Annotated in this window: 14 protein-coding genes; 11 read left to right on the top strand and 3 right to left on the bottom strand. The window is 61.5% G+C overall.

Annotated features, from left to right (window positions below):
- Positions 1-153: 153 nt before the first annotated feature.
- A complete protein-coding gene (locus WBR57_RS17930) occupies positions 154-576 on the bottom strand; it encodes a RidA family protein (protein ID WP_010567220.1) in 423 nt (140 codons plus the stop codon).
- Positions 577-758: 182 nt separating this feature from the next.
- Here WBR57_RS17930 and WBR57_RS17925 point away from each other — a divergent pair, with 182 nt between their 5' ends.
- The 9 genes from WBR57_RS17925 (at position 759) to WBR57_RS17885 (ending at position 8,699) form a co-directional block, all read left to right on the top strand.
- Complete coding sequence (locus WBR57_RS17925) at positions 759-1,733, top strand: LysR family transcriptional regulator (RefSeq protein WP_424085184.1); 975 nt, start codon at positions 759-761, stop codon at positions 1,731-1,733.
- Positions 1,734-1,965: 232 nt separating this feature from the next.
- On the top strand, positions 1,966-3,483 hold the full coding sequence (locus WBR57_RS17920) for an amino acid ABC transporter permease/ATP-binding protein (protein WP_424085182.1): 1,518 nt from the start codon (positions 1,966-1,968) through the stop codon (positions 3,481-3,483).
- A gap of 27 nt (positions 3,484-3,510) precedes the next feature.
- Entirely contained in the window at positions 3,511-4,383 is an 873-nt protein-coding gene (locus tag WBR57_RS17915) for a phytanoyl-CoA dioxygenase family protein (RefSeq protein ID WP_424085180.1), read from the top strand.
- A gap of 28 nt (positions 4,384-4,411) precedes the next feature.
- Positions 4,412-5,242 (top strand): ABC transporter substrate-binding protein, encoded by an 831-nt coding sequence (locus WBR57_RS17910; RefSeq protein ID WP_424085178.1) that lies wholly within the window; start codon positions 4,412-4,414, stop codon positions 5,240-5,242.
- Between the two features lie 53 nt (positions 5,243-5,295).
- Complete coding sequence (locus tag WBR57_RS17905; RefSeq protein ID WP_424085177.1) at positions 5,296-6,027, top strand: class II aldolase and adducin N-terminal domain-containing protein; 732 nt, start codon at positions 5,296-5,298, stop codon at positions 6,025-6,027.
- 10 nt (positions 6,028-6,037) lie between these two features.
- Positions 6,038-6,715 (top strand): DUF1028 domain-containing protein, encoded by a 678-nt coding sequence (locus WBR57_RS17900; RefSeq protein ID WP_424085175.1) that lies wholly within the window; start codon positions 6,038-6,040, stop codon positions 6,713-6,715.
- On the top strand, positions 6,712-7,863 hold the full coding sequence (gene argE, locus WBR57_RS17895; protein WP_424085173.1) for an acetylornithine deacetylase: 1,152 nt from the start codon (positions 6,712-6,714) through the stop codon (positions 7,861-7,863). Before WBR57_RS17900 ends, argE begins: the two co-directional genes overlap by 4 nt.
- 178 nt (positions 7,864-8,041) lie before the next feature.
- Complete coding sequence (locus WBR57_RS17890; protein WP_424085171.1) at positions 8,042-8,344, top strand: type II toxin-antitoxin system RelE/ParE family toxin; 303 nt, start codon at positions 8,042-8,044, stop codon at positions 8,342-8,344.
- A 1-nt stretch (position 8,345) separates the two neighbouring features.
- Positions 8,346-8,699: an addiction module antidote protein gene (locus tag WBR57_RS17885; RefSeq protein ID WP_424085169.1), complete on the top strand. Its 354-nt coding sequence runs from the start codon at positions 8,346-8,348 to the stop codon at positions 8,697-8,699.
- Positions 8,700-8,754: 55 nt separating this feature from the next.
- On the opposite strand, the gene gudD is transcribed toward WBR57_RS17885, so the two are convergent.
- Together gudD and WBR57_RS17875 are read right to left on the bottom strand one after the other, a co-directional pair.
- Complete coding sequence (gene gudD, locus WBR57_RS17880) at positions 8,755-10,080, bottom strand: glucarate dehydratase (protein WP_424085167.1); 1,326 nt, start codon at positions 10,078-10,080, stop codon at positions 8,755-8,757.
- A gap of 19 nt (positions 10,081-10,099) precedes the next feature.
- The gene (locus WBR57_RS17875; RefSeq protein WP_424085165.1) at positions 10,100-11,461 is read right to left on the bottom strand and encodes an MFS transporter; all 1,362 of its coding nucleotides are present in this window, start codon (positions 11,459-11,461) and stop codon (positions 10,100-10,102) included.
- A 335-nt stretch (positions 11,462-11,796) separates the two neighbouring features.
- Between WBR57_RS17875 and WBR57_RS17870 the strand changes: the two genes are divergently transcribed.
- Together WBR57_RS17870 and WBR57_RS17865 are read left to right on the top strand one after the other, a co-directional pair.
- A complete protein-coding gene (locus WBR57_RS17870) occupies positions 11,797-12,507 on the top strand; it encodes a FadR/GntR family transcriptional regulator (RefSeq protein ID WP_424085163.1) in 711 nt (236 codons plus the stop codon).
- Positions 12,508-12,531: 24 nt separating this feature from the next.
- Positions 12,532-12,624, top strand: a 93-nt coding sequence (locus tag WBR57_RS17865) for an SAM-dependent methyltransferase (RefSeq protein ID WP_424085186.1), incomplete at its 3' end; no start/stop codon positions are given.

The raw sequence follows: 12,624 nt of genomic DNA, 5'->3' as shown, positions 1-12,624 counted from the left end.
GTATAGGCGCGCCGCTGCGTTGCATCAGGTCCGGGCGATTGACCCCGGCCGCCGCGACGCGAATCAGCACCTCGCCAGCCTGGGGCGTCGGCACCGGGCGCTGTGTCAGCACGAGCACTTCAGGCCCGCCCGGTTCGCGGGCAATGACGGCTTTCATACGGTCCAGTCGTCCGGCACGACAGCGATCACGTCGATTTCCATCAGCCATTCCGGCTGGCCCAGCCCGGAAATCACCAGCCCGGTGGAAATCGGGAACACGCCTTTGAGCCATTTGCCCACCTCCTGATACACCGGTTCGCGGTAGCGCGGGTCGATCAGGTAGGTGGTGGTTTTGACGATGTGCGACAGGTCGGAGCCGGCCTCTTCCAGCAGTTGCTTGACGTTTTTCATCGCCTGCTCGGCCTGGGCACGCGGGTCGCCGAGGCCGACCAGGTTGCCGTCGAAGTCGGTGCCGATCTGGCCGCGCACATAAATGGTGTTGCCGGCGCGCACCGCCTGGCACAGGTCGTTGTCCAGCGCCTGGTTGGGGTAGGTCTGCTTGGTGTTGAACATGCGGATGCGGGTGTGGGTAGGCATAACGGCAACTCATCGGCAGCGGGATGAGCTCAGCTTCACATCGCGCCCGTTCTCGCGAAACCAGCATTTGCGCAGGGTAGTGCTTAGGAAAAACCGAAGCCGGTGCAGGTCATCGGCTCGTGCCTGACCCGGCACGAACCCTGCAACGCGACCCGTACAGTCATTGTTGAGGGGCAGGCGTAATGCTCAGTCGTATTACTCAGCGTCAACTGGAGTATTTCGTTGCGTCGGGAGAGGCGGGCAGCATCAGCGCTGCCGCTGAACGCATTCATGTGTCATCGCCGTCGATCTCGGCGGCCATCACCCATATGGAGGCCGAGCTGGGCATCCAGCTGTTTATTCGGCATCACGCCCAAGGCATTTCCCTCACGGCGGTGGGGCGCCAGGTGATGCAGGAAGCCAAGCAGATTCTGGAGCAGATGAGCAACCTCTACACCATCGCTTCGGAGTCATTGAACACGGTGCGCGGGCCGTTGCGAGTAGGCTGCCTGGAGTCGCTGGCGCCGATGATCACCCCGGAGTTGGTGTTTGGTTTTGGTCGTGCGTTTCCCGGCGTGCGGCTGACCCAGGCCGAGGGTAACCACGAGGAATTGCTGGAAAAATTGCGCAGCGGCGAGCTGGACATCGCCCTGACCTATGACCTGGTGACCAGCCCGGACATCGACTTCCAGCCCCTGGCACAGCTGCCGCCGTATGTGATGGTCGGCGAGTATCACCCGCTGGCGAGCTTGCCGGCGGTGAGCATGCAAGACCTTGAAGCCTACCCGGTGGTGCTGCTCGACACGCCCTGGAGCCGTGACTATTTCCTCAGCCTGTTCATGCAGGCGGGCACCACGCCGAACATCATCATGCGTTCCACCAACCTCGAAACGGTGCGCGCGATGGTCGGCAACGGGATCGGCTATTCCTTTGCGAATGCGCGGCCCAAATCCAATGTGTCGCAGGACGGCAAACGTGTGATCCGCCTGCGCCTGGCGGGCTCGCACCGGCCGATGCGGCTGGGCTACGCCACGGCGAGCAACACCCAGCTGTCGCGGGTGGTGTCGGCGTTTGCCGAGCGCTGCCGCATGTTTGTCTCCGACCAATACATCCCCGGCATGGCGCCGCCGAGCTTTTTTGACCCGCATGCGGTGCGGGTGCTGAGTGGTGTGAGCTGAGGTTGCACTAAAAAGTGGCGTGCATTCAGGCGTGCACCCTTTCGGCCAGGGCAAGCTGCCCAGGAACACTGCAGGGCCCCCTCCCACCTGTGCCCTGCGGTGCTCTGAGGTCTGCGTAGGTTCTACCTACCCAGTGCGCCGGGTTTTACGAATTGACCCTAAGCCCCCATCCCCACGACTCTCATCCCATCGATGCAGATCAACTTCTTTATTTGTTCAGGGCACCGCGACGATGACATTCGACTGGCATTACATGTTTGGTTTACTCGGCGATGCCGAGTTCTGGCGCGCGACGTGGACGGTGATCAAGCTCAGCACCCTGACCTGGGTCTTGAGCATCGGCCTGGGCTTTCTGCTGGCGCTGGCCAAGCAATCCAAACAGCCGCTGTTGAGCGTTCCGGCGCGTGGCTATATCTGGTTGTTCCGCAGCCTGCCGCTGCTGGTGCTGCTGATCTTTATCTACAACTTGCCCCAGGCGCTGCCCGGCACCTCGGCGGTGCTGGCCGACCCGTTCTGGTCCGGCCTGCTGGCGCTGGTGATCTGCGAAACGGCGTATGTGGCCGAGATCCATCGCGGTGGTTTGCTCTCGATCCCCAAGGGGCAGGGCGAAGCGGCGCGGGCGCTGGGCTTGAGGTTTTTCGGCACCCAGTGGCGCGTGGTGATCCCGCAGGCGTTGCGGGTGGCGTTGCCCTCGCTGGCCAACGAATACATTTCCATCGTCAAGCTCACCTCGCTGGTGTCGGTGATCTCGCTGACCGAGATTCTGATGGTCGGCCAGCGCCTGTACTCGCAGAACTTCCTGGTGATCGAGACCATGGCGGCGGTGGCGTTCTTCTACGTGTTTATCGTCACCGTGTTCGATTTTTTGCTCAAACGCCTGGAGCGCTTTCTCGACGTCAACCAGCGCACTGTGTCCCGCGTGCCGGACGCGGCGGTGCTGGCCCTGGCGACCCAACAGCAGGTCGCCGTGCAGCGTCCGGCCAACACCGGCGTCGCCGCGCTGCAAGCCGCGCGGTTGCACAAGGCTTACAACGACATTGAAGTGCTGGGCTCGGTCAACCTGCAGATCCAGCCGGGTGAAGTGGTGTCGGTGATCGGGCCTTCCGGCTCGGGTAAAACCACGCTGATCCGCCTGCTCAACGGCCTGGAGCAACTGGACAACGGCGAGATCCATATCAACGGCCTGCCGTTCATTCACTTGAGCAAAGTCGGCGCGCAGAAACCGCAATTCATCGAGCACGCCGAGCATCGGCTGACCATCGGCATGGTGTTCCAGAGCTTCAACCTGTTCCCGCATTTGAGCGTACTCGACAACCTGCTGATGGCGCCGAAGTACCACCGCCTGGGCACTGTCTCCGAACTCAAGCAACAGGCCTACGCGCTGCTGCACAAGGTCGGCATGCTCGACCACGCCTGGAAGTACCCCCACCAGCTCTCTGGCGGCCAACAGCAACGTGTGGCTATCGCCCGCGCCTTGATGATGCGCCCGCAGATCATGTTGTTCGACGAGCCCACCTCGGCGCTCGACCCGGAGAAAGTCAACGAAGTGCTGCAAGTCATCGAGGCCTTGGCCGAGGAGGGCATCACCATGGTGATCGTCACCCACGAGATGAATTTTGCCTTCAAGGTCTCCGACCGGATTGTGTTCATGGAGAAGGGGCGCGTGGTCTGCGACGACACGCCCGATGCATTGCGCAGCGGCCACAACCCACGCGTGGAGGCGTTCCTCAAGGACGTCTCGCTGGCGTGACCTGTTTAACGTTCAGGAAACACTAAAATGATCGAGCAAGCTCAAATCGAACAATTCCAGCGTGACGGATTCCTGGTGGTAGAAGGCGTGTTGTCGCCGGACAAAGTGGCCGCGTTGCAGCACGACTTCGACCAGTGGGTAGAAGACAGTCGAAGCCACGCGGAAGGCTGGGGCGCCACCGTGGATGGCCGTGCGCGGTTCGACCTGGAAGGCGACCACCGCCCGGATCACCCCTCGCTGCGCCGAGTGAGTTCGCCCACCGAGATTTCCCCGGCCTACGAGCGCGTGGCACTGCACTCGCGGATGGCGGCGATTTCCGCGCAGTTGGTCGGCGCCCAGGGGGCACGGTTTCACCACAGCAAAATCAACTCGAAACTGCCGCACACCGCGACCCAGGTGAAGTGGCATCAGGACTTTCTGTTCACGCCTCACAGCAACGACGACATCGTCACCGCCTTGCTGATGGTCAGCGAAGTGACCCCGCAGAACGGCCCGCTGAATGTTATCCCCGGCAGCCATAAAGGCCCGTTGTGGTCGCACTGGCAGAACCAGCGTTTTACCGGCGCGGTGGACGACGCGGTGGTCGAAGAGCACTGCCAGCAACCGGTCGCCTGTTACGGCCCGGCCGGCTCCGTGTGCTTTATGCATACCCGTCTTTTACATGCTTCGAGCCCTAACGAGACCGAACTCCCGCGCACTCTATTCATCAGCGTCTACGCCGCTGAAGACGCGCTGCCATTCGGCGAAAACCCTTTGCCCAGCGCACACGCCGGCCTGCTGGTGGCCGGTGAAGAAAGCGGTTTGGTGCGCTCCACGGACAACCATATGCGCTTGCCGCAGAAACCCCGTGGCGCGTCGTTTTTTGTGCAACAGGCCGGCCAGGATGCCGCGACTGCCTAACCTCCTAAACCCCTTGCAGGTAATGACCATGACAGCGTTTCAGAAAAGTGTTCGCCCCCTTGCCGTGTGCCTGCTGGGCGCTGCGGTTGCACTGACCTCGTTGGCGGCTTCGGCGTTCCAGCAGGAAGGCAAGATCATCGCCGGTTCCGACGTGACCTTCTTCCCCTATGAGTACATGGATAACAACAAGCCGGCAGGCTTCGACATCGAGTTCATGGACGGCCTTGGCAAGGTCATGGGGCGCAAGGTCGAAACCCTCGACACGCGCTTTCCCAACCTGATCACCGGCCTGCAAGCCGGGCGTTTCGATGTGACCAACTCGTCGATGTACATCACCGCCGAGCGCGTCAAGGTCATCGACATGATCCCCTACCTGAAAAGCGGCGAGTCGATCCTGACCCTCAAGGACAGCGCCTTCCAGCCCAAGACCCCGGAAGAGTTCTGCGGCCACAAGATCGGCTCCATGGGCGCCACCTCGTGGCTGGCGCAGATGAACAAACTCTCGGCTGAATACTGCGTGGCCAAGGGCTTGAAGCCGATCCTGATCAGCGAATACAGCACCGACCCGCAAACCACCCAAGCCCTACTGGCGCATGCGGTTGAGGCACAGATCACCGACGCCGCGGTGGCGCGGGGCGTGATCGACAAGCTGGGTAATCGCGTGGTGATTTCTTCCGACACCTTGATTTACCCGGTGCTTAACGGCTTTGGCGTGAAGAAGGGCAATGACACGGTGAAAAAAGCCCTGCTCGACGGCCTGGAAAAATACCGCGCCACCCCTGAATACGCGGCGTTGCTCAAGAAGTACAACTTCGAGGCACCGACCGACGCCGACCTCGCGGCCTTGATGCCCAAGTAAGCCTGACGCGCGTGCCGCAGCCTGCTGCGGCCGCGCCCTGCGGAGACCGATTCATGGCGTTATCCCACGAAGAACAGACGCGCATCGACCTGGCGGCGACCTTTCGCATCATTGCCCACCTGGGCATGCACGAAGCGGTGGCCAACCACTTCAGCGCTGCCGTGTCGGCCGATGGCAAACAGTTTTTGCTCAACCCGAAGTGGAAGCACTTCTCGCGGATTCGCGCCAGTGACCTGCTGTTGTTGAACGCGGACGACGCGTCCTGTGCCGACAACCCGAACGTCGACGCCACCGCCTGGTCGATCCACGGGCAGATCCACCGGCTGCTGCCGCACACCCGCGCCGTGCTGCATTTGCACCCGGTCTACACCACGGCCGTGGCGTGCCTGGCCACGCCGCACATCCCGCCGATTGACCAGAACACTGCGCGCTATTTCAACCGCGTGGCGGTGGACGAACTCTACGGCGGCATGGCCGACACCGAGGCCGAAGGCGCACGCCTGGCCGGGCTGCTCGACGGCAAGAGCCGCTTACTGATGGGCAACCATGGCGTGATGGTCACGGCAGCGTCCATCGGCGAAGCCTTTGACGATATCTGGACCCTGGAGCGCTCCTGCCAGATCCTGGTGACGGCCTGGTCCACCGGGCAGCCGCTGCGCCTATTGTCGGATGAAGTGGCGGAGAAAACCGCGCGGGGCTGGGAAGGCATTGCGGATTTTTCGCGCCAGCATTTTGAAGAAATGAAGCAGTTGATGATCGACGCCGACCCATCGGTACTCGATTGAGGGCTTTTTTATGACGTTTTCGGTTGTTGCTCGCTGCGAAGAAACCGGCCAGTTGGGTATCGCGATCAGCTCTTCGAGCATTGCCGTGGGCGCCCGTTGCCCGTGGTTGCGCGCCGGGGTGGGCGCGGTGGCTTCGCAGAACATCACCTTGCCGAGCCTGGGGCCGCAGATTCTGGACGTGCTGGAGCAGGGCACTGCGGCGAGTGAGGCTTTGGCAGCGATGCTTGCCGGTGAGCCGCACAGTGAGTATCGCCAGGTCACGGTGATTGACTGCGCGGGGCGCACCGCGCATTTCAGCGGCGCGCAGACTCTTGGTATTCACCGTGCGTTGAGCGGTGAGCAATGCGTGGCGGCGGGCAATATGTTGGCCAACCCAGGCGTGATCGACGCCATGGTGCGCGCGTTCGAAAGCGCCTCGGGGCATCTGGCCGAGCGCTTGCTGGCCGCGATGCACGCCGGCCAGGCCCAGGGTGGCGAGGCCGGGCCGGTGCATTCGGCCGCCTTGCTGGTGGTCGACGATTTGCTCTGGCCCATCGTCAACCTGCGTGTGGATTGGGCCGATGAAGACCCGATCGGCGCCCTCGATCAGCTCTGGCAGGCGTATCGCAGCCAACTGCAGGACTACATCGACCGCGCCATCAACCCGCAGATCGCACCAGGTTACGCGGTACCGGGAGATGAGCGATGAGCAGCAGCCGCGACCTGCTGGCGCAACTGGTGCGTTTCGACACCACCAGCCGTGAATCCAACCTGGCGTTGATCGACTTTGTGCGCACCTACCTGCTCGATCACGGCGTGGCCTGCGAGCTGGTGTACAACGCGCACAAGAGCAAGGCCAACCTGCTGGCGACCATCGGCCCGGCCGAGGCGCCGGGTATCGTGCTGTCCGGGCATACCGACGTGGTGCCGGTGGACGGCCAGCGCTGGACGGTCGCGCCGTTTGAACTCACGGAAAAAGACGGCAAGTTGTTTGGGCGTGGCACCGCCGACATGAAGGGCTATATCGCCTGTGTGCTGGCCAGCGTGCCGGCGTTGGTCAAGGCGTCGCTGCGCATGCCGGTGCATATCGCGCTGTCGTACGACGAAGAGGTGGGTTGCCTGGGCGTGCGCTCGTTGATCGAGCGGTTCCACGGGCAAGCGGTCAAGCCGCTGCTGTGCGTGATCGGCGAACCCACCGAGCTCAAGCCGGTGCTCGGCCACAAAGGCAAACTGGCGGTGCGCTGTGAAGTGCACGGCGTGGCCTGCCATTCGGCCTACGCACCGGCCGGTGTGAATGCCATCGAATATGCCGCACGGTTGATCGGTGAGCTGGTGCGGCTCGGGGAAACCCTCAAGGCGCCAGAGCAACTGGACGAGCGGTTTGACCCGCCATTTTCCACGGTGCAAACCGGCGTGATCAGCGGCGGCAAGGCGCTGAATATCGTCCCGCAAAATTGTACGTTTGATTTTGAAGTGCGCTCATTGCCGGCGCAGGACCCCTGGCTCGTGACGCACCAATTGCGCCGCTATGCCGAGCAGGCTCTGTTACCGGCAATGCAGGCCGTGAGCGAGCAGTGCGCGATCAATTTCAGCGAGTTGTCGAGCTACCCGGGTCTGGCCACCTCGCTGGAAAGCCAGGCGGCGGAGTGGGTTGCGCAGTTCTGCGGCTCGCGGGACTACGGCACCGTCGCATTCGGGACTGAAGGCGGGCTGTTTGACCAGGCCGGTATTCCCACCGTGGTCTGCGGGCCGGGCAGTATGGAGCAGGGCCACAAGCCGGATGAATTCATCAGCCTGGAACAACTGGATGCGTGCGACCGAATGCTGGAGCGGGTGTTGGGGTTTGTGAGCCATTAAGACCTCCCCACATTGTCCTGTTACGCGATTTTACTGGCGGCCTCTCAGAAACAAGCACTTATAGATTCGACCGACTGCTTGTGCAGGGACTGGGCTAGGTTTTTGTCTACCGGATCTCACCGGTATTAAAAAATCACTAGCATCAGACAGGAGTAGCCAGTAGGCTACATGTGAATCTGTGACGAATTCGATCGGCAGGACGCCGGAGTTTGATACATGGCTCGACGGCATGAAGGATATTGGCGGGAAAGTGGCTGTTCTGACCCGGTTGGACCGAGCCGAAGAAAACAGTTTCGGCGACTGCGAACCTGTAGGTGACGGCCTGAGTGAAATGCGTGTTTTTGTCGGGCCCGGCTACAGAATTTATTTTGTACGCACCGGCATCGCCGCCTACCTGATGTTGTGGGGCAGTGATAAAACCGACCAGAGCAGGGGAATCAAACGGGCAAAAGAGATCCTCAATGCCCTGAGAGGTAGATGACATGAGCGAATCGACATTCAAACCAGAGGACATGCCAATCCTCGATCTTGATACCTCCGGCTCCAGTGTCTATGAAGCTTCGCGCTTCCTCGACAGCCCGGAGGTCATCAGTGCTTATCTGGCGCAAAGCATGAAGTCCCAGGACCCCAGGATCCTGATGAAGGCGCTGGCCGAGGTTGCCAAGGCCCAGGGCGTGAACAAGGTGGCGGAAGCGGCAGGGGTGAATCGCGAGAGTCTGTATAAAACCCTGAAGGGTGGGTCCAAGACCCGATACGAGACGGTCCAGAAGCTGATGCTGGCGCTGGGCGTGGAGCTGACCGTGCAGCCGATCAAACGACCGCACTCGGTGAAATAACGCAGATCAGAGGTGGGCGCTCTACAGCGCCCACCTCTTTTTTTGCCTTGGGCTATCAGCGCACCAGGCACGGCTGCTTGTTGTTGAAGCGCCAGCCCGGAATCAAAAACTGCATCGCCACGCTGTCATCCCGTGCGCCAAGGCCCATGCCTTTGTACAGCTCGTGGGCCTTGGCCACGGCGTCCATGTCGATGTCCACGCCCAGGCCCGGCTTGGCCGGGACCTGCACGTAGCCGCCTTCGATTTTCAGCGGCGCCTTGGTCAGGCGTTGGCCGTCCTGCCAGATCCAGTGGGTGTCGATGGCAGTGATCTCGCCCGGCGCAGCGGCGGCCACCTGGGTGAACATCGCCAGGGAAATATCGAAGTGGTTGTTGGAGTGCGAGCCCCAGGTCAGGCCCCAGTCGTTGCACATTTGCGCGACGCGCACCGAGCCTTGCATCGTCCAGAAATGCGGGTCGGCGAGGGGGATGTCCACCGATTGCAACTGGATCGCGTGGCCCATTTCGCGCCAGTCGGTGGCGATCATGTTGGTGGCGGTTTTCAGGCCGGTGGCACGGCGGAACTCAGCCATGACTTCGCGACCCGAGTAGCCGTTTTCTGCGCCGCAGGGGTCTTCGGCATAGGCGAGTACGTGGTGCTGGTCGCGGCACAGGCGGATCGCCTCTTTGAGTGACCACGCACCGTTCGGGTCGAGGGTAATGCGCGCATCCGGGAAGCGTTCGGCCAGTGCGGTGACGGCTTCGATTTCCGCATCACCACTCAGTACGCCGCCCTTGAGTTTGAAGTCGTTGAAGCCGTATTTGGCTTTGGCGGCCTCGGCCAGGCGCACCACCGCCTCGGCGGTCAGCGCGGTTTCATGGCGCAGGCGGAACCAGTCGTCATCGGCGTCTGCCTCGTTGCGGTAGGCCAGGTCGGTGGCGGTGCGGTCGCCGACATAGAACAGGTAGCCGAGCATTTTAACTGCATCGCGCTGCTGTCCTTCGCCGAGCAAGGCGGCCACCGGCACTTCAAGGAACTGCCCCAGCAGGTCGAGCAGCGCGGCTTCCATGGCGGTGACTGCATGGATGGTGATGCGCAGGTCAAAGGTTTGCAGGCCACGACCGGCCGAGTCGCGGGAGGCGAAGGTGCTGCGCATCTGGTTGAGGATGCGCTGGTACTGGCCGATGGGTTGGCCGATCACCAGGCTGCGTGCGTCTTCCAGGGTCTCGCGGATGCGCTCGCCGCCCGGCACTTCGCCGACGCCGGTGTTGCCGCTGCTGTCCTTGAGAATCACGATATTGCGCGTGAAGTAGGGGCCGTGGGCGCCGCTGAGGTTGAGCAACATGCTGTCGTGGCCGGCAACCGGGATGACGTGGAAATGGGTGATTACAGGGGTATTCATGGCGAGTTCCTGATTAAGCTCAAAGAGGTTTGCTGATGGCGGCGCTGGTGCGCACTGCGCCGGGCGAGGCGAGCACGGCAGAGGGCGAGGTCTTGGCAAAGAACACCAGGATCGCCGCAAGCACCGAGGTGCCCGCCAGGCCGTAGAGGCCGCCCTGGATCGAGCCGGTGGTCTGCTCCAGGAAGCCGAAGGTGGTAGGCGCCACGAAGCCGCCGAGGTTGCCGATGGAGTTGATCAGCGCGATCACGGCGGCGGCGATGCGCACGTCCAGGTAGCCCTGGGGGATCGGCCAGAACAGCGAAGACGCCGACTTGAAACCGATGGCCGCAAAACAGATCGCCACAAAGGCGAAAATCGGCCCGCCGGTGGTGGACATGAACATGCCCGCGGCGGCAATCAGCAGCGCTGCCGCGACCCAGGCTTGCTGGAACTTGAACTTGCCCGACAGCGAAGCGAAGGCGTACATGGCGATGATCGAGATCAGCCACGGGATCGAGTTGAAGAAACCGACCTGTATGTCACTCAAGTCACCCATCTTTTTGATGATGCTCGGCAGCCAGAAAGTGGCGGCGTAGATCGTCAGCTGGATGCAGAAGTACAGGGCGCAGAACAGCAGGATCTGGCGGTCCTTGAGCAGCTGGCCGATGGTCGGTTTGACGCTGGTCAGGGCTTCACGCTCGCGCTGTTCCTGATCGATAGCGTCGACCAGCGCATCCTGTTCTTCGCGGGTCATCCACTTGGCGTCGTGGGGTTTGGAGTCCAGCCAGAACCACACAAAGAACCCCAGCGCCACGGAGGCCAGGCCTTCGATGGCAAACATCCACTGCCAGCCATGGAAGCCGAACCCTTCGATTTGCAGGAGTGCCCCTGACAGCGGCCCGGAGATCAGTGAAGCAACTGCCGAGCCGCTGAGGAAGATTGCAATCGCTTTGCCGCGCTCCACGCCGGGCAGCCAGCGAGTGAAGTAGTAGATCACCCCAGGGAAAAAGCCCGCCTCGGCCACGCCCAGCAGAAAACGCAGGATGTAGAAGTGGGTTTCGTTCTGGATGAACGCCATCAGTGTGGCGACGATGCCCCAGGTGAACATGATGCGGGTCAGCCAGATACGCGCGCCGACCTTTTGCAGCAGCATGTTGGAGGGCACTTCGAAGAGGGCGTAGCCAATGAAGAACAACCCGGCGCCGAACCCGTAGGCGGCTGCGCCGATGCCCAGGTCATGCTCCATGTGCGTGCGCACGAAGCCGATATTGACCCGGTCGATGTAGTTGAGGATGAACATGATCACGAACAGTGGGAGCACGTGGCCCTTCACTTTGCTCACGGCGCGCGCGAGGACCGAATCACTTTCTGGTGCGGCAGATGTGTGGTTTGAATTGTTCACAATTCAAAACTCCCCCTGATTTATTTTTATGCGGGTTTGCGTGTCTTGTTGATAGACATCATACAAGTTGTTTTCTTGAGCAGGCAATGTGGGCTGAATGTTTTTGTGCTTATAAGGTGAGAGGTAAATTGCTGGATTTGGTTATTTGTCGGTAATCATTGGGTTTTGTCAGGTTTTTTTGGTGAGGGGCGGAGTTTTGCGGTCAGCGAGTAAGATGATTGGATTTGCCTGATAAAGATTACTTGTCATACAAGTGTTCGCTCGATCAATCAATGCAGCCTTGCCTTAGAGCGGAGTGTTAAGCTCGCCCCAGCCAACCCCGTGGACCCGCAACAATGCCGATTGACAGTGGACCCCTCGTCCGTAGACGTTCCAATAACCTCGCCCAGGGCGTGGTCGACGCGCTGACCCAGCGCATCCTGCTCGGGCAGCTCAAGCCCGGCGAAAAACTGCCGTCGGAATCCACCATCGTGGCTGAGCACGGGGTGAGCCGCACGGTGGTGCGTGAAGCCATTTCCAAATTGCAGGCTTCCGGGCTGGTGGAGACGCGCCACGGCATCGGCACCTTTGTGCTGCAGCAACAGACCCGGCAGGGCCTGCGCCTGCATGTGGACACGGTTGCCAGCGTGCGCAACATGCTCGAGTTGCGCCTGGGCCTGGAGGTGCAGGCCGTGGCGCTGGCCGCGCTGCGCAGGAGCGAGGAGCAATTGGCGCATATGCGCGCTGCGCTGGACGATTACCAGGCTTCACTGGCGAACAACGACAGTTGTGTGGAAGAGGACAAGCGCTTCCATCAACTGATCGCCGAGGCCACCGGCAATACCTTCTTTACCGAGATCATGCTGCATTTGGGCAATGCGATGATCCCGCGTACCCAGGTCAAAGATGCCGAGCGCGGCGGCGCTGACTTTGCCAGATTGGGACAGTTGGCGAACCTGGAACATGAAGCGATCTTCAATGCGATCAAACGCCAGGACCCCGATGCCGCCCGCGCGGCGATGGTGTTGCACCTGACCAACAGCCGGGACCGGTTTTCGGGTGAGTAACGTTGTAGTGATAAGGAAGTGCAGTTGAACGAACACACTTTGTCCAAGCGCCTGGAGCGCGTGGCCGCACAGATGCCGGCTGGCGCGCGCCTGGCGGATATCGGCTCGGACCACGCC

This window comes from Pseudomonas sp. (genome assembly GCF_049590575.1).
In the GTDB taxonomy this organism is placed as follows: domain Bacteria; phylum Pseudomonadota; class Gammaproteobacteria; order Pseudomonadales; family Pseudomonadaceae; genus Aquipseudomonas.
This window is presented reverse-complemented; position numbering and strand designations above follow the sequence as displayed.